This window comes from Pseudoalteromonas sp. ABV4_021 (assembly GCF_056159365.1).
Map to the genome: position 1 here is coordinate 869,634 of NZ_JBSWVB010000002.1, position 26,475 is coordinate 896,108.

Annotated in this window: 26 protein-coding genes; 8 read left to right on the top strand and 18 right to left on the bottom strand. The window is 40.3% G+C overall.

Annotated features, from left to right (window positions below; genetic code table 11):
• Positions 1-58: 58 nt before the first annotated feature.
• Together ACXAFE_RS18005 and ACXAFE_RS18010 are read right to left on the bottom strand one after the other, a co-directional pair.
• Positions 59-1,108 carry a Kelch repeat-containing protein gene (locus ACXAFE_RS18005; protein ID WP_475155874.1) on the bottom strand — a complete coding sequence of 350 codons (1,050 nt, stop codon included), beginning with the start codon at positions 1,106-1,108 and terminating at the stop codon, positions 59-61.
• A 243-nt stretch (positions 1,109-1,351) separates the two neighbouring features.
• Positions 1,352-1,582: a glutaredoxin domain-containing protein gene (locus ACXAFE_RS18010; RefSeq protein WP_475157774.1), complete on the bottom strand. Its 231-nt coding sequence runs from the start codon at positions 1,580-1,582 to the stop codon at positions 1,352-1,354.
• Between the two features lie 368 nt (positions 1,583-1,950).
• Here ACXAFE_RS18010 and ACXAFE_RS18015 point away from each other — a divergent pair, with 368 nt between their 5' ends.
• Positions 1,951-2,856: a cupin domain-containing protein gene (locus ACXAFE_RS18015; protein ID WP_475155877.1), complete on the top strand. Its 906-nt coding sequence runs from the start codon at positions 1,951-1,953 to the stop codon at positions 2,854-2,856.
• Positions 2,857-2,859: 3 nt separating this feature from the next.
• Here ACXAFE_RS18015 and ACXAFE_RS18020 read toward each other — a convergent pair whose 3' ends face one another.
• The gene (locus ACXAFE_RS18020; RefSeq protein ID WP_475155880.1) at positions 2,860-3,327 is read right to left on the bottom strand and encodes a YHS domain-containing (seleno)protein; all 468 of its coding nucleotides are present in this window, start codon (positions 3,325-3,327) and stop codon (positions 2,860-2,862) included.
• Between the two features lie 134 nt (positions 3,328-3,461).
• Positions 3,462-4,259 carry an ion transporter gene (locus ACXAFE_RS18025; protein WP_054980252.1) on the bottom strand — a complete coding sequence of 266 codons (798 nt, stop codon included), beginning with the start codon at positions 4,257-4,259 and terminating at the stop codon, positions 3,462-3,464.
• A gap of 207 nt (positions 4,260-4,466) precedes the next feature.
• On the opposite strand from ACXAFE_RS18025, the gene ACXAFE_RS18030 reads away from it, so the two are divergent.
• Positions 4,467-5,240 (top strand): hypothetical protein, encoded by a 774-nt coding sequence (locus ACXAFE_RS18030; RefSeq protein WP_475155883.1) that lies wholly within the window; start codon positions 4,467-4,469, stop codon positions 5,238-5,240.
• 146 nt (positions 5,241-5,386) lie between these two features.
• Positions 5,387-5,836, top strand: coding sequence for a hypothetical protein (locus ACXAFE_RS18035; RefSeq protein ID WP_475155885.1), 450 nt, complete (start codon positions 5,387-5,389; stop codon positions 5,834-5,836).
• 192 nt (positions 5,837-6,028) lie between these two features.
• Here ACXAFE_RS18035 and ACXAFE_RS18040 read toward each other — a convergent pair whose 3' ends face one another.
• The 10 genes from ACXAFE_RS18040 to ACXAFE_RS18085 form a co-directional block, all read right to left on the bottom strand.
• Positions 6,029-6,706, bottom strand: coding sequence for a PH domain-containing protein (locus ACXAFE_RS18040; RefSeq protein ID WP_475155888.1), 678 nt, complete (start codon positions 6,704-6,706; stop codon positions 6,029-6,031).
• Between the two features lie 694 nt (positions 6,707-7,400).
• Positions 7,401-8,762, bottom strand: coding sequence for a S41 family peptidase (locus ACXAFE_RS18045; protein ID WP_475155890.1), 1,362 nt, complete (start codon positions 8,760-8,762; stop codon positions 7,401-7,403).
• Positions 8,763-8,804: 42 nt separating this feature from the next.
• On the bottom strand, positions 8,805-9,593 hold the full coding sequence (locus tag ACXAFE_RS18050) for a hypothetical protein (RefSeq protein WP_475155893.1): 789 nt from the start codon (positions 9,591-9,593) through the stop codon (positions 8,805-8,807).
• 295 nt (positions 9,594-9,888) lie between these two features.
• The gene (locus ACXAFE_RS18055) at positions 9,889-11,511 is read right to left on the bottom strand and encodes a chitinase (RefSeq protein WP_475155895.1); all 1,623 of its coding nucleotides are present in this window, start codon (positions 11,509-11,511) and stop codon (positions 9,889-9,891) included.
• Between the two features lie 660 nt (positions 11,512-12,171).
• Positions 12,172-12,693 carry a hypothetical protein gene (locus tag ACXAFE_RS18060; protein WP_475155898.1) on the bottom strand — a complete coding sequence of 174 codons (522 nt, stop codon included), beginning with the start codon at positions 12,691-12,693 and terminating at the stop codon, positions 12,172-12,174.
• Positions 12,693-12,959: a hypothetical protein gene (locus ACXAFE_RS18065; RefSeq protein ID WP_475155903.1), complete on the bottom strand. Its 267-nt coding sequence runs from the start codon at positions 12,957-12,959 to the stop codon at positions 12,693-12,695. Before ACXAFE_RS18065 ends, ACXAFE_RS18060 begins: the two co-directional genes overlap by 1 nt.
• 260 nt (positions 12,960-13,219) lie before the next feature.
• Positions 13,220-14,053, bottom strand: coding sequence for a DUF3626 domain-containing protein (locus ACXAFE_RS18070; protein WP_475155904.1), 834 nt, complete (start codon positions 14,051-14,053; stop codon positions 13,220-13,222).
• A 265-nt stretch (positions 14,054-14,318) separates the two neighbouring features.
• A complete protein-coding gene (locus ACXAFE_RS18075; RefSeq protein WP_475155907.1) occupies positions 14,319-14,813 on the bottom strand; it encodes a GNAT family N-acetyltransferase in 495 nt (164 codons plus the stop codon).
• Positions 14,814-14,914: 101 nt separating this feature from the next.
• On the bottom strand, positions 14,915-15,634 hold the full coding sequence (locus ACXAFE_RS18080; RefSeq protein WP_475155909.1) for a hypothetical protein: 720 nt from the start codon (positions 15,632-15,634) through the stop codon (positions 14,915-14,917).
• 384 nt (positions 15,635-16,018) lie between these two features.
• Positions 16,019-16,741 (bottom strand): hypothetical protein, encoded by a 723-nt coding sequence (locus tag ACXAFE_RS18085; protein WP_475155911.1) that lies wholly within the window; start codon positions 16,739-16,741, stop codon positions 16,019-16,021.
• A gap of 202 nt (positions 16,742-16,943) precedes the next feature.
• On the opposite strand from ACXAFE_RS18085, the gene ACXAFE_RS18090 reads away from it, so the two are divergent.
• Positions 16,944-17,240, top strand: coding sequence for a DUF6482 family protein (locus ACXAFE_RS18090; RefSeq protein WP_475155914.1), 297 nt, complete (start codon positions 16,944-16,946; stop codon positions 17,238-17,240).
• 49 nt (positions 17,241-17,289) lie between these two features.
• Here the strand turns inward: ACXAFE_RS18090 and ACXAFE_RS18095 are convergent, their stop codons facing one another.
• Positions 17,290-17,733, bottom strand: coding sequence for a hypothetical protein (locus tag ACXAFE_RS18095; RefSeq protein ID WP_475155918.1), 444 nt, complete (start codon positions 17,731-17,733; stop codon positions 17,290-17,292).
• On the opposite strand from ACXAFE_RS18095, the gene ACXAFE_RS18100 reads away from it, so the two are divergent.
• The 3 genes from ACXAFE_RS18100 to ACXAFE_RS18110 all read left to right on the top strand — a co-directional run bounded on the left by ACXAFE_RS18100 (position 17,718) and on the right by ACXAFE_RS18110 (position 22,543).
• A complete protein-coding gene (locus ACXAFE_RS18100; RefSeq protein ID WP_475155921.1) occupies positions 17,718-18,917 on the top strand; it encodes a PQQ-dependent sugar dehydrogenase in 1,200 nt (399 codons plus the stop codon). The two genes, ACXAFE_RS18095 and ACXAFE_RS18100, sit on opposite strands and share 16 nt — an antisense overlap.
• A 183-nt stretch (positions 18,918-19,100) precedes the next feature.
• The gene (locus ACXAFE_RS18105; protein ID WP_475155924.1) at positions 19,101-19,877 is read left to right on the top strand and encodes a substrate-binding periplasmic protein; all 777 of its coding nucleotides are present in this window, start codon (positions 19,101-19,103) and stop codon (positions 19,875-19,877) included.
• Positions 19,878-20,374: 497 nt separating this feature from the next.
• Entirely contained in the window at positions 20,375-22,543 is a 2,169-nt protein-coding gene (locus tag ACXAFE_RS18110; RefSeq protein WP_475155927.1) for a M3 family metallopeptidase, read from the top strand.
• A 48-nt stretch (positions 22,544-22,591) separates the two neighbouring features.
• Here the strand turns inward: ACXAFE_RS18110 and ACXAFE_RS18115 are convergent, their stop codons facing one another.
• The 3 genes from ACXAFE_RS18115 to ACXAFE_RS18125 all read right to left on the bottom strand — a co-directional run bounded on the left by ACXAFE_RS18115 (position 22,592) and on the right by ACXAFE_RS18125 (position 24,545).
• Positions 22,592-23,245 carry an XRE family transcriptional regulator gene (locus ACXAFE_RS18115; protein ID WP_336436501.1) on the bottom strand — a complete coding sequence of 218 codons (654 nt, stop codon included), beginning with the start codon at positions 23,243-23,245 and terminating at the stop codon, positions 22,592-22,594.
• 170 nt (positions 23,246-23,415) lie between these two features.
• Complete coding sequence (locus ACXAFE_RS18120) at positions 23,416-23,913, bottom strand: YgjV family protein (RefSeq protein WP_475155932.1); 498 nt, start codon at positions 23,911-23,913, stop codon at positions 23,416-23,418.
• Positions 23,914-23,963: 50 nt separating this feature from the next.
• The gene (locus tag ACXAFE_RS18125) at positions 23,964-24,545 is read right to left on the bottom strand and encodes a Crp/Fnr family transcriptional regulator (RefSeq protein ID WP_475155935.1); all 582 of its coding nucleotides are present in this window, start codon (positions 24,543-24,545) and stop codon (positions 23,964-23,966) included.
• 498 nt (positions 24,546-25,043) lie between these two features.
• Between ACXAFE_RS18125 and ACXAFE_RS18130 the strand changes: the two genes are divergently transcribed.
• Entirely contained in the window at positions 25,044-26,426 is a 1,383-nt protein-coding gene (locus tag ACXAFE_RS18130) for a Na+/H+ antiporter NhaC family protein (RefSeq protein ID WP_475155937.1), read from the top strand.
• Positions 26,427-26,475: the final 49 nt, after the last annotated feature.

A 26,475-nucleotide genomic window follows, 5' to 3' on the forward strand; every position in this document is an offset into this window, starting at 1 on the left:
AGCTAACGTATTCCGTTAGCTTTTTTTAACCGTCACTTGTGGCTTAAAAATGCTGTTTTTATTGTGCTGTTGAGTCTGCGATCATCACTCGATTGGTTGCTTCTTTTTCGCCTGCGCCACCTAACAAGTATAGTCTCCCCCTCAGTGTTACACTACCATGCCCATATAGTGGCTGAGGTAGATTGTTCATCGCGGCCCAAGTATCAAGGGCTGGATCATATTGCCATACCGAATTGACCGCTTTTACGGTGCGTGTTTCGCTATTTTGGTTAAAGATTTCACCGCCCGTAACAATAATTTTATCATTCATTACGCTTGCCGAGAGCCCCGCCGCCGCAACCGGTAAAGGTGCGATCGCAGACCACGAATCAGTACTCGCATCGTAAAATTCTGCGCTATCTAGTACTTTTGCATCTTGCCCTGAGGTACGCCCACCAATTACATAAATTCTATCGCCAATTACTGCGCTTGCCGCGGAATACCTTGAAATAGTAGGTGGTTTAGCTTTGCGCCAGTACGCATTACTCACCAAAACATAGTGGGCGGCACTGTCAATGTGCTCACCGGTCTGTGATGACGTTGTTTTACCACCAATTACATGAATGTTTTGACCTACATTTGCATAAACCGATTCTGCTAGTGGGATAGGCAATGACGCGCTTTTACGCCAGCGCTGAAAGTTACCATCGAGGCGAAATACCGAGCGTTGAATTGGCCACACTTTTTCTTTACTACCCGTATAACCGCCAATAGCATACAAATAGTGATGATTACTCACCATGCCTAAATGATGCCTAGGTTCAGGTAAGTCCGGTACACTTTGCCAACGTGCTCGCGCGGGGTTTAAACTAAACATCTTTTCACTTGGACCTAATCCAAAAAATGACGGCATGCTTGATGGCGTAAACCCGCCACCGACCAAAATGCGTTCTTCAAATACTGCAGGGTATATATTTTGTAACGGAATCGATAATTCAGGGCCATCGAGCCACTGTATTTGATGTGTTGTTGCAGTAGCAGAATCGGCTTGGTTTGCAGCAAGTAAACTGCTAAATAAAGCCATAGAAGAAAGTAGTAATAACATGTGACCGGCAGAAAAAAGACGCATCTAAATTCCTTAAAAAGTGTGCTGTAGTTTGTACGTAAGCAACCAACTACAAGTTCATCTGTAATCAAATGATTAATAACTAGAATTAGTTACAAAAATACAGATATTTGTCACTTTATATTAAGCCGGAATTGAGATCTAGCTAAATCTAAACCCACTAAAGAAAGGTCATCAGTTAGGTACTAAATAAATACAAAAACGGCAATGTTAGCGAGTGCGAAGCTCGCTAATATTGCCGTTCCATTACACATTAACCGACAACGCTTGTTTAGTAAGGTAGGCTTTAAAGTCATCACAACCGCCAATATGCTCACCATCAATAAAAATTTGGGGAACTGTTTTACGACCACTTAACAACACCATTTGCTTAAACTCATGCGAGTTATGGGTGACATCTATCTCTTCATATTGCCAATTTAAACCATCCATCAATGATTTCGCCGTTTTACAGTAGGGACGGTAGGGGCTGTATATTTTTGTTTAATAATTCAGCTGAGAGAAAAAATAGTCCTAATCAAGGCAAAAATGATGAGGTTTGGCCCTCTAAATAAATTATTTTTAACGCAGAGTAAGACGATTTTAGCCTCAGCCCGAAGGGCAATAGCTATTTATTCCGCTAACTGCATTGGCATTTCATTCATTTAGAACAACTAAACCACATTCATGCCGCTTTGTTAGCGAAATAAATCACCTATCGCTGAAAATATCAACAAAGATAAACAGCCCCTCATTTTCGCATAAATCTTAATCTTGCTCATTGGGGGGATTCCTGTTTGATTAAATTTCAATACCAAGTTTAAATAGAGGCTTACGCTAAGAACATGTCGCATCTGATTTAATTTATGTCTGAAAGTCCGAATATTTACCTAAATGATCCTGATCCGCTCAGCGTATTGCTAAAGCGTTTGTCGTTAAATGCCGAAGTGTATGTAAACGGTGATTTTTGTGGCACGTGGGCGGTCGATACATCAGGCAGTCGACGAATACCATTTCATCTGATTGGTAAAGGTGAAGCGTGGCTACATATGGGTGATGAAAAGCACAAATTAGACGCCCGCGATCTGGTTATTTTTCCGCACGACCATCAGCATATTATTGCCAGCAGCGCAGACACACCTAAACCGCATTTAATCAATGCGCCAATGAGCAATGATGGCGAAACCACCAATATGGTGTGCGGTTTTTTCGAGTTTAAAAACACCCTAATCAATCCATTATTAGATGCAATGCCAAGCGTTATTCATTTGCCTGCAACACCCAGTAACAGTAAAGCCCTTGCCCTCATTGATTTAATGATTATGGAGTTAAGTGAATCACGCGCTGGCTGCTACACGGTTGTTGATCAGCTTGCCTATTTATTATTTGTTGAAGTGTTACGCGTACAAGTAGAAAGCGGCAAACTACAAAGCGGCTTATTGGTTGCGCTTTTTGACTCACGTATTGGTAGCGCATTAAACGCTATTCACCAACAGCCAGAACATAACTGGAATTTGGTACAACTGGCAGAAAAAGCCGCGATGAGTCGCTCTAATTTTGCCGATAAATTTAGCAAGTTAGTAGGCAGTAGCCCGATGAATTATTTAATAAAATGGCGGATGATCAACGCGCGAAAATTACTGATCACGAGCGATTTGAGCATTGCCCAAATTGCAGAGCAAAGCGGCTATGAATCGGAAGCCGCGTTTCGCAAAGCATACAAACAACATCAAGGGCACGCACCTGGCAGTGTGCGAAGTGGTGCCCATTAACGATTACAGCTCACTAGGGTTAGCTAATTCAACCGTTGGCCATAAGTTATTTGCTTCTGAAATATGTTTAGGCACAGCTTTCGCCCATGCTTTGTAAACATCTTGGTTTTTATTTACAAACAATTTGCCATCAACAATTTCAAATGCCTTACCGTCTATTTCAAACTTTTTACCAAAGGTCATGCCGTAGGCACAAAACCCACCATATTGTGGTGCGTATTTTTCTGGGTTTTGTGTAAATAAATCACGATTTTCGGCAGATTTAAAACGATAAATTGCATCGTTATAAACGGCTGTAAAATCGGCGCTACCTAGCACTGGTTTACCTTCAGTAAAATAACCAATCACATCGTGACCCGCTAAAATTACGCCGTTTTTGTCAGTTTCGGTGTCGTAGCCTGCTTCAGCAAAGCTCGAAAGGCCAATAAAAGCCACCGCCAAAATTGTTTTTAATGAATGAGAAAATGTCATAACACGTGCTCCTAATGCGTTTTTGTTAATGCATAGAAATGATACGTGCACTCATTTAGTCAAACTATATCCAAAAAAACTGAAATTATGTCCGAAAATCCGTAACTTCACTTTCAGCTTTTTTGGCGGGTGATTTACTGTTTTTTACTGATTAAGGCATCAATTTTTGCCTCAAGGCGCAATATATCTTCTTTGGTAGCAAAGGTTTGCTCTGGCTTGCCCTCTTCTTCGTGCATTACTTGCATTGCATCAACAATAATACCAATAAATAAGTTAAGCACCGCAAAGCTAGTGATAATGATAAACGGCACAAAGAACAGCCAAGATTGCGGGAACAGCTCCATTGTTGGGCGCACAATCCCCATAGACCAGCTTTCTAACGTCATTACCTGAAACAAGGTATAGGCCGAGGCACCAATACTGCCAAACCATTCTTGCATATTCGCATCTGGGTGTTGGCCAAACAGTTTAGTAGCAAGCACCGCGTAAACATAAAAGATAATACCAAGTACACCAATTACCGAGGCCATACCTGGCAATGAGTGACCCAACGCACCAATTACACGGCGCATTTGTGGCACCACCGAAAACAGCCTTAATACCCGTAAAATCCTAAACGCACGCAGTACCGATAACGCCCCACTGGTTGGCGCCCACGAAATGGCCACAATTAAAAAGTCGAACCAATTCCAGCCAGATTTAAAAAAGCGCAGCCGATACACAATCAGTTTAAGTGCTAGCTCTATTGTGAATATGATTAAAATAATAAAATCTAACGCGTGCAGTATGTTTGCGTTTTGCTTACCAAACTGTGTGGTTTCCAAACCTAACGTAACGGCATTAAATAAAATAACCGCCACTAAAAAGTTATTGAACAGCTTATTTTCAACTAAGGTTGTTAACTTAGAAAGAAAGGGATTTGTTGATTCCATTTACGTGTAAATTTATAAACTAATTTATGATTTGCATAATCTGGTTTTAAAAGACGTTTTTCAAGCCTCAATCTAGCAATAACAAGCAAATACCCCCATTGCCGCCAGCTTAAGTATGCCGAACATTTTAGGTATAGTAATTCCATCTTTCAGCATTTTGCAGTAAGCTGCTTCAACGCCAGAAATAAGTAACAACATTAGGAGTACGTGTTGAATAAACGAATTGAACCTGAACTATTTGGTAGTACGCCCGACCTAGATCAGGTTGCGCAATCAAAAGAGCCGATTGCACAATCGAGTAAGCAAGCGCCAAGCGCGCCGCAAAACGTACCTGACACACCTGCCGATAAAAAAAGTAGCAATGTATTTACCTGGCTGGGTGCTATTTCCATTATTGCGTTAGCAGCAGGTGGATACACACTTTACCAACAAAATCTTGCAACCCAAGCTCAGCTTGCTGCATCAAATCAACGCATTGCTGAATTAGAAAGCGCACTTTCAGCAACAGGCGAAGAAATGGGTGAATCGGCAGGCGCCATTAAAGCCAAGGTAAGCGCACTTAGCAAACGTACCGACGAACTGTGGACACAAATGGACAAGCTTTGGGCATCTGCGTGGCGACGCAACCAATCTGAAATTAAACAGTTAAAAGATCAAGCTAGCGACATCACTAAAAACCAAAAAACAGCGCAAGCAAATGTTAGCTCTGAACTTAAAACACTGTCGCAAAACCATACTGAACTCACATTAAAGCTTTCGGTACTTGAAGAGCAGCAGCAAGCAACTAAAGTACTTAAAAATCAACTAGCTGCAGTGAATACCGAACTTGACCAAATAAAGTCTAAATCACAAGGTCGCGACGCCAAACAAGTTGAAATTGGTGGCAGCATAGCCGAATTAGAAATGACGCAAAATGCACTCGCAGAGCAATTACAACGCTTAGAGAGCAAGCTTGCAGCAGCAAAGCCAGCTCAACTTTAACGGATCAGGCAGCGAAAGGGCCAACGCATAGTTTGGCCCAGCTATACCAGCTATATAAACAAAATTAAGTCGCTTTAAAGGAATTACTGCGGCTCGTACAAGGTTGATGCCCCTAACCTATACAAAACCAACTAAGGATAGTAACGGTGACAAATACGCTTACGGAAAAGCCAAAACACAGTGTAAAAGTTAGCTTAGTAAAACAGATTCCCACCATGCTGCTAGGCTCTTTACTGATAGGCTGGGGTATTTATTATCTTAAAATGGAGGTTGCTGTATGGGGCTTAATATTCATCGCCATGTGCATGATTAGCTACTGTTTTAATGCATGGCATTTTTACGCTGACGCTTTTGAACTGAAAAAGAGTGTAATATCAAAGCGTATTAGAATAAATCATGCAGATTTACGCAGTGTAGAAGTAGTTGAAACCGATACTGGCCTTAAAGAGTTACATTTCACTCATATTAAACACGAAGAATCTCTAAACGAGAAAATACCGCTTATATCTTTTAGCAAAAAGAACATAGCCATTATCGAACAGCACATTGCTGAAATAAGCCAAAAGCTAAATTTACCAAGCGCCATAAATTCATAACAAGAATCCTCGGATGATAAAGCAAAATTTTATCAGTATTTATCCCAGCAAATTATGTCCGCTAGTCTAATGACGTTTTGCATTTAAAGGCAATAAAAATCGCTTATCTAAATAAGCTTTCACTAGACCTATTTGACTAGAACCAATAAAATCAATTCTGACAGTCGGATATGTGCCAAGAACTGCCAGTCACTACACAAAACTAATTACACGCCAATGACGCTTAGTGACACTAGGTTTTAACCAGCGCAACCATAGCAACTCACTATCCAATAAACTGGTGATAATTACTTTTTCTTTCATTCCTTTTACTTGAATTATTCCAAATGAGTAATTCTCTGAAGGAACTATTCTTGAGCCTGAAAAATACTGACTAGTAGGTAAGTAAAGGTCCACCGAATCAATATCATCCCAACTGAATTCATGTTTTAAGTCTTTAGAAGATATAGAAATTAGTCTTTTGTCTTGAACTATTTGATGGTTTTTGTTCACTGAGGAATATCTCAAATGAAGAATCAACTGAGGTATTAAAGCGATTAAAAGCCAAAATAACGCAAACATACTGTGTAGACCTAACCAACCCAAACCTTTATTGATAGAAAAGTGAAGCCAAATGGCAAAGCAGCAAACCAGAATTGTAGAAGTAGGCAGAAACTCTTTTAAATGAGAGCTAGCGTTGATTCTGTGAGATTCTCTATTTTGATTGTTGTAGTGTTTTTCACTATTTTTAACAGCATCGAATTTGCTCTGTTGTTTTAATGCCAACTGAGTTTTTGCTGATTCATATCTTTCTGGATATTTGTCTCTGTCAATACTAGAGCATACCTCAATCAGTTCCTCAATATTGTATTTAGAATAGTCTGGATTCATAAGTTTCTTGACTAAATAACGGCTTAATATAGCAAGACTCCACCATAACACACCTTCAATTTAGCCGTCTCCGTTATTCGCTCATTGCTGTCGAATACATGATTAAGTTCAGAGGGCTGTTTCTGCCAAGTGCTAACTTGAGTGATTCTGCTACGGTTTAAAATTGCCAATAAAACCTAATTAATAGACTATCATCGACCTCATATTTACGACAAATGTCAGCTAAAAGCTCTCAACGCGACGACGTTATTTTTTGCTTCAACCAAATAGTATACCCTACAACTAGAGGCGTCTCACCACTTCAACTATTCCAGACATTCCCTGATTTATTTCTTTAAATATGCCATCTACATTGCTAATAAGCTGAACACCTTTTTTGGATTTTTCTTGTGCTGCTTCTATGTTATCACTCAAACGGAGAGTTAACTCAGTATTACTTTTTACACTTTTTCTGTCGTTTATATATTAAGCAAAACTTTTTAACGTTTTCTAAGGTAGAAATAAGCCTGATTTGAAAAAGTATAATTAAAACTTAGTAGCCTAATTGCCGCCTCTTAAACTCATAATGGTTTGTCAGGGAGCTCTAAACCTATTAGCCTAAGCTGTCTGAGAAGGTATTCCATCTTATCTATCTTTATGTTGGCAATTGAGAACAGTGCCAATTTATCAATTATTAAGCGCAGCTCAACTTCAATTAGTTTCGATTGGGTTTCTGACCTAGAAGTTTTATTGCATATTCCAAAGCAGAGTCTTTATTTTCGTCAATATCTTTGATATTTAGAAATTCAAATACATGCTCTACAGGAACTCCGACAAATTCATAGCTTTGTCCTTCACTGTCGGTATAAACCTCATTAGATAACGTAATTCCCCAACCATTAGGTAGTGCTTTTATCAACGCATCACTTAAAGCTCCATAACTATTTTCACCGATGAATGTCACATCATTCCTCGCCTTTAGTGCTATTAAAAATAGCTCAGCTGCACTTGGCGTGAGGTGACTGGTAATCACAACAATTTTACCAATAAAAGGGTTAATGCTTGCGGGAGAAACAAGTATGTCTCTTTTTTCACTCATACCAGTTGGCATTTTGAAGCTTTTAGTGCCAATTCTAAGCGGTTTTTCAATAAGGTAAGACATTATTTGGAGCGCGACCACATCACTGCCGCCAGAACTATCCCTTAGGTCTATAATCAACCCTTTGGAGCTATTAAAGTATGGCGTTACCTTTTGCATTACTTCCTGTGTTTCATGGTCATCGAAACTTTCGATTCTAAAATACGAACCACCCCCTTTGAGTTTTGCAATGAGGAAATTATCCGCTAGATATTGTGCAGGTTTATTGGCAGAAAAATAGGATTCTACATTGTTTATCCATTGCGAATAGGTATATCGATAAACTTGTGAAATATCAGAAAATTCAGAGTGTTCAGACAGGTATTCTTTCAGCCTTTTTTCTGATTCGGACTTTCTAGGTGGGTAATGGCTTAGCCTCTTTAAAGAACCATCAATCAAAATCGCATGACCATCTCTAATATATTCAAAAAACTCGTCAATAACCTGTTGTAGTTCATTCAGCGTTGTATTGTTATCTACACGCTTGAGCCACCGAGACTTCAATGCCTCCCAGTTTAGCTTTCTTTCTTCAGTGAATGCGTAATGATCAGTAAAGCTATCTAATACAACTGTTAATATCTTACGACTATCGAATACATGACTATTGCTTTGAAAATTATCTAACTCATTAGACGTACAAGCTTTTGGTAAAACATCAAGTTTTCTGACAGACAGAGGGAACAACTTATCAAAATTTAACTGTTTCGCACTTTCATCTATGGCTACACCATCTCGCTCAGCTTCATCAGTTAAAAAATGATTTAAAAAACAATAATTATCGCTGATATCGTAGACACGTGGTTTTTCACGATTCGTTAAATCAAAGACATATCCATACCCTTCAGTTTGCCAAATGGCAGTTGCTGAAGAATGAAAACTACTGAGAACTGTCGTTATTAAAAATAACAAACCAATTAGCAGCTGCTTAATCAAATACATATCAATCCCTCAAAACAGTTAAGGTATTATTGCGAATTGGTATTAATTTTTTTCTAAAAAATCCGGTTGGCCGTTATTATTTTTATCTTGTTTACCTTCTTGCTTGTCGGTTGTGCCGTCGCCGTCTGAGTCGTCATCTTGCCAGTTAAATTGGCCATCATTATCAGCATCAAGCAGCTTTACTGAGCGCGCTAACAAATACTCTAAGCCATCAATAATGCCATCGTTATCTTGGTCGTTTTTATTTACATCGCTCAATAACCTGCGCTCTTTTCGGTCGTCAAAGGCATCTACATCCGTGTCGTGGAATACGGTAATTTTATAGCTTAAATCATCGCCACCCGCATAGTTGTTATCCATTACGCTTAGTTGATAACGGCCCGCTTTAAACAATTGAAAATGAACAACATAAGTGCCATCTTTTGAAAATGGCTTCATAACATAGCTATCGATAACCAAACCATCGGCATTTGAAATATACACTTGTGGAGAAAAGCGCTCTGCTTGTGTCGTAAAAAACGCAGTGATCATCGTTCCTTTTGACGCATCAAAGCCAAATAAATCACCTTTATCAACACGCGATGAAATTGTGCCAGCAGCAATAAAGCCATCATCTAGTTTGGCAGGTGTCGCAATGGCTGGGTTATCATTCGGCTCTTGCTCAATAAATACCGGATAATGATGTTTCGTTGCATCAAATGGGTAATCATCAATCACGTCCAGTATATCGTCACCGTCACTGTCTTTTTCATACCAAGGTGTCTCACCACAGCCACTCAGAGCCATAATTGCAATAAAGAAAAGACCGAACGGTCGCAAATTCAAAGGCATAATGCGCATCCTGCGTTAAAAAAAATGTGAATGACTAGAGTAACCGAAAAAATACACAGTAAAAATATATTTATGAAAACAATACCCTAGATATTTTTTTGCATATTTAAACGTTAATTGATCGTTTTTATAAATCGTAACGTTTAACTAAATGAAGGGTCGATAAGGTGTTGCTCACCTTTACTAGCCGAATTAATTACCCCTTCCCCATGTGAACAAAAAAAGCGCACTCATCTATGTGCGCTTTTTCATTTGAGGTTAATTTAAATCGGCTAATTGCTTAAAAGCCGCTTAATTATTGCCAAGCATTGCTGGTATCTGGTTGTTCGCCCTGATTCCACCATTTTGCCGTGTAGGTTTTGCCTTCAAATACCGCTTTATCGCCGCCCACATAAACTGCTGTCGATTGCCACTGTGCAACCGTTGTTGGTGGCTCAACGGGCGGCTCAGCAGGCGGTTCGCTAGGTGGCTCTGTTGGCGGAGTTACCTCACCAATTAATTGCCATGGACCACCCGCGCTTGGTACATCACCTTGTGTCCACCATTTTGCTTGATATTCAGCGTTTTGATACACCACTTTATCGCCTTGCAGATAAACCTTATCCGCAGACCAAGTATTGCCCGTTGATGGCGGCTCGACTGGATCGGGCAAGGTATCAACTAACCTTACTTCAGGCCAATTTGCGTGTGAGGCATAGAAATTAGTAACGCATTTTTCATAATCGCCCGGTACTAACGCCGAATACGCCGTTTGATACGCCACTAGTTTACACTCAAATGCATAACCGCCGGGTCTATCTGCGTAATACGTCCAGTCGCCTTCCCAGTTGGTGTAAAGCACATCGGTTGTGCCTTCTAAATTTAAGCTGCCATACGGGGTTTGTTGCCAACACGTATTTTCTTCATCCAGTTCAATCGGTATTTGATAATACGCTGAAAGCCCTTCCCAGTAGCGAATACGATTTACCGGCTGACCTTTATCTTTATTTTGTGCACCACATTCAATGCCACCATTAATAATATTGATGGTAGTGCCAAAACCGTACCCGATCCCAGCAGATGTTTCGCGCTCTGACGGCGTCCATGTACGATCTATCACATGTAACATTGCCGGTTTGGGCGCTTGTGGCGTTAAGAAAAACCAAATCGCCGAGGCTAAATTTAACCATGAGTCTGCAACCAATGCTGGGTTATTTAACAGTACCGTGGCATCGCCATCAAACATCGCTTCTGAGAAAGCGCCATAGTTAAAATGATACGACAGTTGTTTTGCACCGCGACCAAAATACCCTTGATTTGGTGCACATGGCCAGCGGCGATTTTGCCAGTCATTTTGACCACATCCCGTGGTGTAACCGGGTTGCCCTTCAGACCAGCCCATTTCTCTTACGTGTACAAGCGCTTGTTGCCATTCTTCCAAACCTTGCGGGTTATCTGAGGTATTGTCTTTTGCAATATGGCCGCCCGTTTCTTGGGCAAAATGGGCAAATGCGGTCACAATTGATCGTTGACAAATCGCATCGGCATCTCGTCCATCGCTATAATCACCACAAAACGCTGGGAACTTACCAATTGCGCGTAAAAAACGCGTGTAGGTATACTCAGGTGCAGCCATTTGAGTTAAAAAGTCCCATTGCGCTTGACCAAATACCCGCTCTGCACGCTTTACATTGGCTGGGTTACTAGCGGCATTTGGCAAAATCGCCTCAACTAACGTGTTATCAGCGGTGCGTAGTGCATCTGACCAAATTGCGTACATTGGGTTTGCGGTTTTAGTTTGTGCCGCAGTTGCTACTTCGCTTTTTAACAGCACATAACCATTCGGGTTTTGTGGGTCGGGTTGCACATTAAGTGCGTGCGTCGCAAGTGGCGTTAACAGCGCTAAATTTAGCGCCAACGCTAACTGTGTTCTTTTCATTTTCTGCCCTTATTGGTTAACCTCAAGTGAAGATAACGAATGTGCTTCTAACGGCTACTTTTACTGGCTTAACCGTAATATTTGTTGGCAATAAATTCGCTCTTAATGCACGCTATTGTTCCAAGGGCTATGCCTTGAATTTTACAAACACTTGTCGCAAGCGCTTTAAAACAGCTTTATCTATTTAAACTTATGTACTTTCACTATTTGTTATCTGAGCCTGAGGTTAGTTATTCTTGGGAACGTTAACAATAAATTAACGTACCGAATACTGGTACTTTTTGACAGCGTTGTCAAACGCTATTTTTAATAAAGGCCTTATCCATAGTATTGGTTTAGCAAAACCATAAAAAAGGCTTACAGACTCGGGGAAGCTGTATCATGATCACAAACGGTAAAATGAGTATGGGCAGTTACACGTAACATTATTAGTGTTGGATTTTCGCGCTGTAGCAAAAGCCCATAAGGTAAAAACGTTAAAAAGTAATTAATAAACAATAAGGTATGCGTTTTGAAAAGGTACCTTTTTGATTACAGGGAATTCATAATCAACAGCTAAAAATACCATAAAAAACACTCATGCTAATTACACATGAGTGTTTTATGCCTCTCACTTAATTTCAGTGCTGGCACGCTAACAAATTAAGTTTGGTTGAGTGTTTACTTTAACTTCGAGCGCTTAGCAACAAATACCTGCGCTACCAGTTTATCCCATGTGTCACTTGGGTACGCTTTTACCAAGTCATAATTAAATTCACTCAGTTCTGGCATATTGCTAATACCAATTTCAGCGAAATAATGACCTTTTACCACCATAAATTGATGTTTAAACGGCACTAAATAACTGTGTTTCGTTAATGCCTGCTGCGCGTCTTGATAACTTGCAAACCATTTATTTAAAAAACGGTCGCATGCACTTGAATGCAACACACTACCAAAGTTAGTTTGCCCAGTATTATCAGCGACTTCTGCCGATAACAGCTGATGCAACTGTTGCCAATCAAATAACCCCGCTTCTTTCGCGACAAGGTGCTGACACATTTTTAGCTTTAACTCTGTCGGGTGATTTTCATCTAGCCTGTAATACTTTTTTAGCCGTTTTAATACATTTGCGTTACCACTTTTTGCCTCTTTTAGCAGCGTTTTCGCTAATGATTTGGCGTGTTTTAATGCATACTCCATTAAAGCTCCTCCTTGCTAGATTGCGCCATTTGGCAAATCGTCAGCGCGCCTAAACCAGCCGTTAAAAGCACTAAAAATGTGAGGCTATAATCACTTAACATTGAAAATAAAGTGACAAATGGCAATTCTAAAAACGCTACAAAACCAAAGTAATTAAAGGAATAAATATAAAATAGTAATACCGCTAACGGCAGTGCTGCTCGAAAAGATTCATGTAACTTGGCAGATAACAACCCAAAATTACGGGTGTAAGATTGCAGATTCATAACAAATCAAAACTCCTAAGTTCTTTTGGTGTTCCGCGATTACCAAACTTATTTGTTTCGAATGATTGAATGTATTGTGATGAGAGTGACATCGTCTTTAGCGGAAAAGGCGCCTCTAAAGCCTTAACCAAATGCTACGGCGCGTTGTACGCAATGTCAACTTGCTGATGAAATTATTCTTCCCTTACATTTTAAGTTTTTGAACATAAATAATAAATTAAACGTCTGAAAATGGCTAAAGCAACGCCCAACCTCACCCGTTATGATTGATAGCCGAACCTTGCCAAATAGTGCCATATTTTTTTGATATCTTGTTCATCATAACCAAGTTTTGTCACTGCTTCGCCCACTATTTTTGCATTAACCTTGCCATTTTCGGCAAATTTTTTTGCCAGTTCAATAAACTGTTGGCCGCGATAATTTGGGTATTGCTGCATAGCCTCAATACTAAGCGAAAAACCTTGATGCCACTTTACAGGCACATCTAATGCGTTTGCTTGAAACTCAATTTCAGTACCGCGATAGATAGGGTCGAGTACCACACATTCAATATCGTTTTTTAACGAAATTTCACCATGAATATGCGCTTCGATGTAATCATCAAGTAAGTCTTCACTTGCAACATTGGCTTTATTTATTAGTGATTGAACATGACTAAATACGGCGAAGTCTTCGGGTTCAAAATAGCTGTCTGGGTAGCAAAAAGTAGTATGGCTAAGTACATGTGGTTTTAACTGAAAATACGCAGAACCAAAACGCGAGGATGCCCCAAATTCATACTTGCGAAAGTTAAGCGCGCCATACTTTGGTCTTAATGCGTTTGCAGCGTTATCGTATGCGCCATCAAATACGCGCTGCTCCCAAAGCCAGCGCTCTCCACCAGCGTATGCTGTTAAACCGCCATTACTGGTGCCTGTTTCAAATTGCGATTGTAAATAACCCGTTTTTGCTATTGCGAGCAACAGCGGCTCGTTTTGGTTAGTAAAACGATCAGGGTGAAAGTTAATCGTCACAGGGCAGTCAACAACGCTCAACGGCCCTTTTGACTTTAAGCGAATATTTTCAATTGCTTGTTCAACAGCATTTTCCATCATTTCATTACTTCGACGAACAGATCAGCTTTATCACTTTAACCGAATAATACTAGAAACAATAGATTAAGATTGAAGCGCAAACGCTTAATGTAGCTATATGTTAACAATCGAGCGCAACGAAATTGAAAGTATATGAATCAATAGCAGCAGAGTGCCAACAACTGTCATTCGTAACGCTTGCCGTAAACGGCACAAAATAGCAAGCTAAAATTGGCGACGAAGGAGCACAAGCCTGCTGTTTTGTGTCCACGGTTTTACGGCCTTTTTAGGCATTTGTTATGACAAATTCGTGAAAGCCCTCTGTTTCAGCTGGCTCAACTTTATCAACATGCGCAGCATTTAATTTAGAAAACAAATTATCCCAAAACTGCAACGCCAAGCTATCGTTGAAATACACAGCTACATGCCATTGATTAATTCCAGCTTGCATCAATTGTTGAACTACAAATTTGGCAATACCCTGCTTTCTATATTTAGGAAGAATAAATATATCAGCCAACTCCGGCATTTCTTTGCCCACTATCTCAGTTGGTTCTACGGTAGCAAAGCCAGCGATTTGATTTGAAACAAAAACAAGATAAGTAATACAGTCTTCTTCACCGCGAACTATAGAAGCAAGATATTCTTCATCAATGTCAAAGCGACCGTCTGAACCCACATCTTCTAGGTCAAACGCACTCTGGTGATATTGGTAAAACTGCCACAACATACTTAACACAGCACTATCGGCAATTTCAGCTTTCCGTATTGTAATTTTCATTTGATGCCTAACGCCTCAGTTAAAAGGCAAAATTTAGTTGGCTATAATGTGAAGCGGAGCGAAACCAGCCAACTGAATTTTGTCCGCTTTTAAACTGTTTGTTATGTATTTGGTTCGCCTATAAACTTGATAAAACTTGATCCTAGCTTGGTAGTTCTACTTTCAAGAACTGGCTTACTTCTGTCTACGCCGTAACCTTCTTGAGTGATAAAACCCTTAGTAAATAGTTCTTTCCATACAGTATTATAAATTTCGTAATTACCAACCATTTCAGGAAAAGCATTTTCCAATAAATCTCTGATAGCACCAGTATTTAAACCGGCACTCCATTTCGGGAATTCATGATTATTATGTTCTGCCCATTTCATTGGATTATCAATTAAATCTAAAATTTTGATATGCCAAGATGTAAAGGAATCAATTGCTTGTAGGTAAACATTTTGCACAACATCATCTGGTGATTCACCCATAGCAGAGTTACAAATGACATTTCTTAAAGCTTTTAGCTTTTCTTGTTCATGATTTTTTATTGCTATAGCGCTAGCATTAATTAGGGTCGTCATAAACCGTTCATTATTCTGAAGAGTATTTTCTGTTATCACTCCGTCATCTAACAATTTATTTATAACTTCAGTGACTTGTACCATCCATTCTGTTTTTCTCTTTAGCATAGGAGGTTCAATTATGGCATTAAATGCTTCAACTGAAGCTCCTCCTATTAAAGGCACCATTGATAGGGTTGACCTAGCTATTCTATGAGCTTTCTCTGATGATGGCTCTATCATTGGGTCAATCAGTTCTTTATCTATTCTGTTATCCATAACCTAAACTCTAAAACCTGAAAAATACATAACAATTTAATAGTGCGCAAATCGCGCATTTTTCTGATTTGCAATCGCGTACTTTTCTGAATGGGTTAGTTGTAACAAAGTTGATAACTAGTTGCCAGTATTATTAAAAATACATGTGGTTAATTTTTTGAGAAAGATTAAAGTGCGCAATTTGCGCATTTTCTTGAATATGGGGGAAGGTTTAAATTCAGAGGCTGAAAAGTAAGGGTTTAAAAAATCTAAACGTCCGCTATTCGCTCTTCAGCGTCATTAGAGGGTTTCCTATCAGCACTAAATATTCAAACCCTGCCGCTATATTCTAAGTCAAAGCTAAAAAATACTTCGCGTTTACAAAAAAGTATTTAAACCTAAGCACTAAAACAACTTATTACCCAATAAAATTAACGCATTGCCGATTGCGCCGAGTGCGAATAATCGCAGTAAAATAATCGACATAGTGCCTATGCCACCGGCTGAGGTGTTTCTGAATTTAAGTGGGTATTGATGAAATACTAATAAGTACAAAACATTAAATAACCCAACGCGCATGGCGTCGAGAGAGATGGTTTTACCGTCGTTTAAATGAATATCGCAAGTATGCAAAACAGCGCGTGTTTTATTAGCAACGCCACCGACTCGGTGCTTGTTTTTGCGAATATAGGTGTAGTTAAAAACCACTTCGCTTATATCGTTTTTATTGACTAACTCACTGCCACCTTTTTTGACTTTTTTAGCAAGTTCTTCAATTTCGATGTGGTTTTGGCTAATGGTCATCACTTTTTTACTACCAAAACCATACTTTTTAATTGTTACTAAGCGCTTAATAATAAATACCGCTAAAAAGCTGCCTAAACAAATTAAAAAAGCGATGCCACGCGGGTAATGTTCTACTAAATACAAACTTGATAGCGCAATCGCCATCACCAAAAGAGCAAAAAACACTTCAGCCCAACCTGATAACACGGCTAACGCAGGCAAAGATTGAAGTCGTGTTACTGAATCGGCTTGTAACGATGATTTGCCTTGAAAAGAAGCGTATCTAAACCAGTCTTTGTCGGTTAAATCAAGGTCGAGCGAGTGCTTTGCAATTGAGCGCATATAAAATCCATTTGTGTTAGCGATGGTTGTTTTGATTAACGGCGATTCCGTTGTTGCCTTGCCTATTTTATTGGCTTTACTAAATATGTAAATAGAACAAACTATTAGCTTATCTAACACATAAAAGTTAAGGCTACTAGTTAATCTAATTTGAAGTAGTGTACGTAATAAACAACGTTATGATTTAGATAAGAATACGCCAATGAAACTGAGCAAATTAGAAAAGTACTTTGAAGTAGAAAAACTTGTTTTTAATAGCCTTGATTTAGCGCTTTACAACGTAAGTGCAGTGGTTGAAGGGCAAGAGTACATCATTACTGATGAGCGAGGGGAACGCATCAAACACCATAATTTGTTAGCACTACAACAACGTTTTCAGAATGTAAAAGCTAAAAAACTGGTGGTGCGCCAAAGCAGCGCCTACGATGAAATGATTGGCGGCCCAGTTAAAGGCAATAACGAGATGGAAGTCTCGCTTGGAGATAATAAGCTGTACTAAACAAGCTTAGAAAGTTATACGTTAATCTTACTTTAAAGCTAACAGCTTATTATTTACGTGTTAGCGCGGCACTTACTTTTGAAAACACAAATCCACCAGCGGCACCAGCGAGTAATTGGGTATAAAACCCCCAACCTCTTGCGCCCGCAATCACGTTAATTTTCATAATGAGTTCAAACGCAATTAACACAGTAGCAAACGCTGCAATACCTGCAAAGGTAAACCATACATCGCGCGAAATAGCGTATTTTTTGCTAAGCCAATTGGCAACCGTAAACGCAATTGCCAAGGCAACTGCGATGATCACGCCATAGGTTGTGATCATGCCAAGCCAATCTTGCGCCATTATATAAAGGCGGTCGCCTAATGGTACCGCCACCCCAACATTTACTAACTGATTGACAACATATTGGCTATGGAACAAGCTAGCTATGGTAAAGCTCAGCAGCCATGCAACTAAAAACGAAGGTAATAAACGTGTTAAAAATAACAAGGTTAGCGCAACTCAACAAAGGACTATTCCCTCACACTAGCAAACACTTAAGTTGTAAACAATGGTTGCTTTATATCGCCTTTAGTTTTGTCACATCTGTAGGTGTTTCAAAAAACGCCATTGCAAGCGACACCACCTTACCGTTAGAAACTTACAACATACATACCCTTGCAATCGGATTAAACGCGCCTTGGAGCATGGTGGAATTACCTGATGGAACATGGCTAATTACTGAACGAGACGGCCATGTAGTAATGGTAAAAGGCAACAGCCAAAAACGGCTAAACCTTAATTTTGAAGGCTTGTACCTTGCAGGGCAAGGCGGCTTACTTGATATACTGCTTGCACCTGATTATGCGCAATCAAACACCGTTTATTTTACCTACGCTCAAGGCAACTTAAGCGCTAATCGTTTAGTGATCGCAAAAGCACAGTTTAGTGGCACTGAATTTTCAAAACCTCAAATTGTGTACACGGTGGCAACCGATAAAGGCACACCTCAACATTATGCTGGGCGCGCACTAATACTGCCTGACAATACCTTGCTGTTTTCAAGTGGCGACGGCTTTGATTATCGTGAACAAGCACAAGTTGTAACGAGTCAATTAGGAAAAATGCTACGCATAAACCTAGATGGTAGCATACCTAACGACAACCCATTTAAAAATCGCTCAAACCCAAATGCTCATGCGGTTTTTTCTCTTGGTCATCGCAATGCACAAGGGCTTGTGTACGATTACGATGCAAAACGCATTGTAAGTCATGAACATGGCCCTGCGGGCGGTGACGAACTTAACTTTTTAAGCGCAGGTGATAATTACGGTTGGCCGGTGATCACCTACGGTAAAGACTATTCACAAGCACGAATTTCGCCGTTTACTGAATACAAGGGTATGAAACAGCCTAGTATTAATTGGACACCCTCTATCGCCCCTTCTGGCATGACTTACTACGGCACACGTCATAACGCGTTCGCGTCACTGCAAAAGCACGTATTAATTACCACGCTCGTTGATAGAAAACTGTACGCTGTTGATATTAATAATAATCGCTTTAAACAAACCGCCGTATTCCCCGAAATAAGCGGTCGCTTGCGTGATGTATTTGTTAGCAATAGCGGTAATATCGCCATTTTAACCGATGGCAAAGATGCCAAATTGCTGCTTGTTTCTGCGATTAAGTAACTAAACTATAACGATAAGCATTGTTACACTGATTGATGTTATTTACGTAAAAACATCTTGCTTAGCTATGTTTTACACAATTAACCAAATGTTGACCAAAATGCGTTTTGTAAGCTGCTTTTTTGCATAGCTATTTCAGGCAAGTCACATATAATTACCACGACTCAACGACAACGAAATACTATGCTATTAAACGCCTTGCTCACATTGCTACTTGTAGTTAGCTTTAGTATTAATGCTAAGCCTTGGCAACTTTGTCATGAAGATAAAGAGTATCCTCCCTATATTTCAAGCGACAATCAAGCTTCAGCATCGTCTGGTTTGTTAGTGGATATTTTAGAACACGCGGCAAGTAGCTCGAATATTGAACTTTATTTTACAGCATTGCCATGGAAACGTTGCCAACAAGCGGTTAAAGATGGCATTTATGACGGCCTTTTTGCCATGATCAAAACCCCTAAACGCACTAAACAGTTTGCGTTTCCAATGACACAACAACATTACATAAACACTGCAGATTATGTGATTTTATACAAACGAAATTCATTCTTACATCGAGCGGAGTTAGCAGGAAAACTATTTTCTAAACAAGGTGAATTTAACGTCAATTATTATAAAAAAATTAAAGAGTTTGGCCTTCAAGCACCGGCAGGTTACGTAGTTGAGCAATATATTAAACAGCATAACATCGCTGCAAACAGTGACTACGACCTCAGTTTAGGTATTCATCAAGTTGCTATCGGTCGCCTTGATGGGTACATAGTTGAAAAACGTATTGGTCTTGCGCAGGTTGAGGCATTAAATCAGCAAGACCATGTAATAAGCAGTCAGGGAGTGTTAAAACGCACCTATTTGTATGTGCCGTTTAATCGCGATTTTTATAATAACAATAAAGACGATGTGGTGCGTTTTTGGCACCACATGCAGTTAAGCCGTGAGCAAATCTTAGCTCACAACTAGAGCGTGTTGATCTTTGTGGTCTAAATTCTGTTCAAATCCAAAGCTTTTTGATCGCGACGTTGCTTTGTAGGCCTAGCGGGCTAAGTCAAGAAGCGACAACAAAGAACAAAACGCTTTGGGTTGAATCTGTTAGGCAGCGCTTGTTTGGCGTTTATACAGTGTTATCGCTCATTTATGTAAACTAACTACACCGCAATCGCTCTGCCTCGTCTAAATGCCAAACAAACTGCTGCAGAAATAGACAGCAAAGGTCAACACGCTCTAATTTAGCCCAAGTTAGATTAAATTAAATATCGCGACCAAACCACACAACGCGACCAACACTATTTTAGGTTAAAACGCACCACCCCCCTTCAAACACGTTAAATCACCTTACGCCAACACCTAAAATTTCAGACAAGCTACATCATTTATGAGATAAAATTCATTTTATTTGTTTTGTTATAATGTATCATTTTTATAAATAACCTAATAACAAGCCTTTTAAGGAGAAAGTTGTGCAACATAAAACCTGCCTAGCTTTGGCAATATCTGCAGCAATTATGCTGACAGGTTGCTCCAAAGAACCAGAGAGTCCTAACGCAGCACATACAGAAGTAAGTGAAACCACTTCGAAAGAGAGCAAAAACACGCTCACGCAAAATCCATTTTTTAAAGAGTGGAACACGCCATTTGGTTCGCCACCTTTCGATGAAATAAAAACAACCGACTTTTTACCCGCTTTTGAAAAAAGCATGGCTGAGCATAAAAAAGAAATCAATGCGATCACACAAAGTGAATACGCACCAACATTCGATAACACTATCGCCGCTATGGAGCTCGCAGGTGCGTCACTCACACGCGTTTCTCGTGTGTTTTTTAATTTAACTGGCACAGAATCAAACGATGAAATGCAAGCATTGCAGCGTAAAGTGTCGCCAATGCTAACGCGTCACAACAATGAAATTCGCATGGATGAAGCCTTGTTTAAACGTGTAGCGCACGTTTACAACAACCGTTCTGCTGCAAATTTGAACCCTGAACAAACTCGTTTGTTAAACCGTGTATACGACAGCTTTGTGAGAACAGGTGCAAACCTAACCGAAGAACAACGCGCTGAACTCGCATCCATCAATGAACGTATTTCCGAACTTTCAACCCAGTTTGGGCAGAACTCTTTAAATGACTCGCGTGCGTTTACATTGGTATTAGAAGAATCAGATTTAGACGGTTTATCTCAAGCACAACGTGATGCAGCCGCCGCAGCGGCGAAAGCGAGAAACTTAGCAGGCAAATACGTGATTACACTAAACCGTGCCAGCGTTGAACCTTTTTTACAATTTTCGAGCCGTCGCGATCTACGCGAAAAAGCGTTCAAAGGTTGGGCGAAGCGTGGCGACAACGATAATGAGTTCGATAATAAGGCCATTATTGCTGAGATGGTATCGTTACGCGCCAAACGTGCTCAACTGCTTGGTTATAAAAATCACTCTGAGTATGTACTGTCTAACGCGATGGCGAGTTCTCCAGAAACAGCAATGGACCTACTGTTAAAAGTGTGGGAGCCAGCAATTGAAAAAGCTGAACAAGAGCGTAGTTGGATAAAAGAGCAAATGGCAGCTGAGGGTGTTAAGCACGAGCTAGCTGCTTGGGATTGGCGCTATTACGCAGAAAAAGTGCGTAAAGCCAAATTTGACTTAGACCAAGGTGAAATTGCCGAGTATTTCGAGCTTGAAAATATGCTTGCAGCAAAATTTTATGTTGCTGAGCAATTATTTGGCCTTAAATTTGTTGAACGTAACGACATTCCTGTTTACAACGAAGTAGTTCGTGTATGGGAAGTGCAAGACAAAACCGGCAACGCCATCGGTTTATTCTTTGGTGACTATTACGCACGCTCGAGCAAGCGCTCAGGCGCTTGGATGAGCTCGTTCCGCACCCAGCAAAAGCTTGCTGGCGATGTAAAGCCAATTATCGTCAACAATATGAACTTAAATAAACCCGCTGAGGGCGAAAAAACGTTAATGAGTTACTCCGATGCTGTAACCTTATTCCATGAGTTTGGCCACGCACTTCATGGTTTATTATCTAACGTGACTTACCCAACGCTTGCTGGCACAAGTGTACCTCGTGACTGGGTTGAATTTCCGGCGCAACTTTATGAGCACTTTATTGCGCAACCAGAAATGCTCGAAAAGTTTGCTCGTCATTACAAAACCAATGAGCCTATGCCTAAAGCACTTATTGAGCGTATTAAACAAGCAAGTACCTTTAACCAAGGCTTTGCAACGATTGAGTTTACGGCATCTGCACTTGTCGATATGGCATATCACCAACTAACAGACGTAAAAGACTTGGATGTACGTGCTTTTGAAAACGACGTGCTGACTAAGTACGGTAAACCTAGTGAAATTATTATGCGCCATCGCAGCACGCACTTTGGCCACATTTTTGCTGGCGGTTATTCTTCAGCCTATTACGCGTATATGTGGTCTGAAATCTTAGATGCCGACGGGTTTGATGCTTTCTTGGAAAAGAAAAACATTTTTGACCCAGAAACGGCAGAGAAATTATACCACTTCATTTATAGTCGTGGTGACATGCTCGACTACTTTGAAGCATATGAAGGGTTTAGAGGCAGAAAGCCGACAACCGATGCACTACTTCGCAATCGCGGGCTAGATTAAACAAAAAAACCGAAGTCAGTGACTTCGGTTTTTTGCTCACTTTTAATGTTAAATATCGCGACCAAACCACACAACTCGGCCAACAATACGTGCTTGTTCACCTGTAGCATGGGTGATTTCAAAGCTTGGGTATTCTGGGTTATCACTCATTACTTTTACGCCGCCACTAAATGGTTTTAAGCGTTTAGTTAGTAAACCATCTTCGGTGTGTACTAAATAAATATCTTCTTTATGCGCTTGCTTTTGCGACATATCCACTAAAATCATATCGCCGTGTTCTAGGGTTGGCTGCATGCTGTCTCCGCGTACAGAAACAAACGCTAATTGCTCTGAATGCACACCTAATTGCGATGATAACCACTGTTTCGAAAAACCAAAATGGTCTGAAATTTCTTCCCCTGCACCAACTTGACCAAAACCCGCACTGGCTTCTACATCAAACTTAGGTGCAAGTACCATATCGGGTTTAGTGCTATTGGTAACCTCGTCGGTAGCGCGCTGGCCTGTAATAAGCCAGTTTAAATCAATGCTAAATTGCTCACTTAATTGTTCTAAATAAGCAAGCGACGGGCGGCTGCCACCACGACACAAACGATAAATAGTTGAAGCCGAACGCCCTGTTACTTCAGCAAAACGCTTTTTGTTGCCTTCTGTGATTTGGTCAATTAACGAAAGAAAGCGGCGAGAAAAGGCAGTGCTCATGGTAAGTTCAGCTCCAAAATTTTAGTGGACGCTGACTTTACCGATATTCACAATAAATTCAACGTAACCAAGGTAAACTCGCAGCTGCATGCCTTATTTTTAAACACATCGTTGGATTTGCAGTCAATAAACGTGAGCTTAGACGCGAATCCTCACAACCTAACTACGCGCTAGCCGATAACCGCTTTTTTCCCATAAAAGCGCCATAAACCGATAATATTACTGATTAAAAAAACACTCTCCAATAACACAGCAACAGGCGAAAACACCAACACATTGTGCAAAATCCAACATAAGGTGCCAACAATCATTAAACAGCGTAAAGTGAAATCATTTGTTTGAAACGATGCATAGGTTTGCAATAAGGCTGCGACTAATGCGATTACACTTATCCAACTTTGCCAAGTGACATAAACCGCAGAAATACTCATCGCCATAAAGCCGAGCATTACACGAAGGTCTCTCGCAAAAATACAATAACCATAGCGCAATGCAGCCAGAAACATTAAACACGCAGCACTTATTTTATCGAGCAAGAAAAAGTGCACTGCGGTAAACAATACCGAAGTAAATAAGCAGGTTAAAATCGCACTGCGCGACTTAAATTGAAACGAGGCTAAATCAAGTAAAGTAGCAATTGCTACCAAACACTGCGACACAATAAACATAACGGCTCCTGTAAAAAGGGGCAGTCTAATCAGGTGCGAATATAAAAACCTTAACTTAAGTTAATTGTGGTTAAATTTAAGCGACGGCGCATGCGCGACAACGATATTGCCGACACTCCCAAGTACATTGCCACTTCGTTCAAACTGAGCGTTTCTAACCAATGAGGTTTATTGTCGAGTAAATATTGATAGCGTTGCTCGGGCGTATTGAGCAATAAAAAAGCCTCTTTGGCTTCTTTAAATAATAACTGTTGGGTTATAAGCTGTTGTTTTATAGGTTGCCAATCGGTGCTTTCTAATAATGCTAACGGCACTTTAATTAAATTTGCCTTACGAATTACTTTAAGTTGATATAGCGCTGGGCTGTGCGTTAGCCAATTGCCGTACAACAGTGCAAATTCATCTTTAAAATAAAACTCTTTGCATTTTTGCCCGCCATCAGCGCTCGCATGCAAAGCCCCAAGTACCCCCGACAAAATTAAAAACCCCGCCTGTTGGGTTTCGCCTTGTTGTAATAGTACCTCGCCTTTGGCATAGGTTTTAATATCAAATTGCCCTGCTAACTTTTTCTCAAATAAGCTTGCAAGTTGATGATAACTATCGCCTAGCTCAAGGGTTTTTGGCGTATTCAATTGTGCCAACCTCACATTAATAATTGAGTAATCTCACTCGCATTTACGCCATCACGCACGACAAAATGCTGACCACACCAAAGTGGTGCAAAATCGCTTTTGTCATTGTTACCGTCCTTGTTGTAATGAAGAAAAGCCAAAGTGTTAGCGCATTATGCTATTCAAATACATTAAAGTAACTGAGTTTACGTTAAGGCGTTTAAATTAAACTGTTTTTGTTAAGTGAAAAATAAAAATGCCGTAGCAACACATTTTGAACACTCACATTTAATAGTTAATAACATATTGAAATTTAATAATTAATCACATTGATTAAAACTATTTTTTGATAAGACAAAAATTTTAAATTGACGCAAAACGTAATCCTGTTTATTTTCGCCGTGATGTTTCAAGAAGGGCCATACTAAGCGCTGGTCAACCCAATATTAAGCAGATATCCGCATGCCTATTGCTGCGATTTATACCTTTAAAGGTAATCATAATATTGGAATCATTTGAATGACCGAGCCGAGCGTTATTAGCTTAATTCCACCCATTGTTGTACTGACTCTTGCTGTAGTACTTCGCCGCCCTATTTTAGCCCTTGTGTTAGGTGCGTTAGTAGGCTTAGCCCTGCTTGATTTTACGACCATTTTAAGTAATTTTTCCGAGGCATCATTAAAAGTGATGGCCGACGAAACCATAGGTTGGCTAATTTTAGTATGCGGTAGCTTTGGTGCACTTATTGCGCTATTGGTGCGAACTGGTGGTGCACTGGCGTTTGGTCGCAGCGCACTCAAACTTGCCAAAGGCGCCAAGTCGTCACTGCTTATGACCTACTTGCTGGGCGTGGTGATTTTTATTGATGACTACCTAAACGCTTTAACTGTGGGCGAAACCATGCGCCGCGTTACGGATAAATTTAAAATATCCCGTGAAATGCTGGCCTATGTTGTTGATTCAACCGCCGCGCCTATTTGTGTGCTGGTGCCACTCTCTACTTGGGCGGTGTTTTTTGGTGGCTTACTGGTTGATAACGGTGTTGCCGCAGAAGGGCAAGGCATTAGCGTTTACATCGACGCGATCCCCTACATGCTGTATGCCTGGGTTGCCGTATTTATGGTGCCATTGGTTATTTTAGGGGTGATCCCACTTTTTGGCCCTATGAAAAAAGCCGAACTTGCAGCAAAAGCGGGTAAACCAGCACTTGAGCAAGTCGATTTAAGCGAAGTGCAAACACCCGATGAATACGCAGCAAAAGCAATCGAGCAAGAATTCGAAAATGCCGATAATAGCGGAAAGCTCTACAACTTTTTAGTGCCGATAGTGCTCCTTGTAGGCTTTACTGTTTACTTTGATATTGATGTTTGGAAAGGCTTACTGGCAACATTGGCTGTGACCATTCCATTTTATATGGCGCAGCGTTTAATGCCGTTGGCCGATATGTTGGAGCAAATGATTGATGGCTTTAAATGCATGTTACCTGCCATTGGTACGGTTATCGCTGCATTTATTTTTAAAGATGTGTGCGACAAATTGCTATTGCCACAATATGTAATGGACACGCTAAGCCCGTATATGACAGCACAGTTGCTGCCTGCGATGGTGTTTTTATCAATGGCAATTTTAGCGTTCGCTACAGGGTCTAGTTGGGGTATTTTTGCAGTAACAATCCCAATTGTAATGCCACTTGCAGTTGCGGTTGATGCGAACATTCCGCTTGTGATTGGCGCGCTATTATCAGCGTCTTCTTTTGGTAGCCAAGCGTGTTTTTATTCTGATTCAACGGTACTGGCAGCACAAGGCTCAGATTGTAACTTAGTCAGCCATGCTGTAACCCAATTACCTTACGCACTACTTGCAGCTACAATCGCATTTATTGGCTTTTTGCTACTGGCATAAACTCAATAACCTTATAAAACAAAAGCGCCAGCATATGCTGGCGCTTTTT